Genomic DNA, 266 nt, shown 5'->3' with positions numbered 1-266 from the left:
TTTCTGTATGTTCCGCTTCGTTTCCAACAAGAAGTGCCAGCCTTTCAAAAATACGTGGCATGGATTAAGAGCGGGGGAAGATGGGGGGAGTAAAAATATATCAGTGATTATCGAAATATATCGACCACAACTCCAAATATATCAGCGATTATTGGAATATATCGACTTACCGACAATAACAGAAGAGGGTGTGCCAGCATATTGGCACACCCTCTTTATTCATAATGATTAATGAATATCACGTTTCTTAAAGTTACCGCCTTTTA

At 38.7% G+C, this 266-nt stretch carries 1 protein-coding gene; it reads left to right on the top strand.

The annotated features are described in order from the left end of the window. Nucleotides 1-232 (top strand): hypothetical protein (locus tag MR079_RS28770; RefSeq protein WP_242295110.1); only part of this gene is annotated, 232 nt, incomplete at its 5' end. Nucleotides 233-266 lie beyond the last annotated feature (34 nt).

It is taken from the genome of Bacillus cereus group sp. BfR-BA-01381, from assembly GCF_022663555.1.
In the GTDB taxonomy this organism is placed as follows: domain Bacteria; phylum Bacillota; class Bacilli; order Bacillales; family Bacillaceae_G; genus Bacillus_A; species Bacillus_A pacificus.
This window is presented reverse-complemented; position numbering and strand designations above follow the sequence as displayed.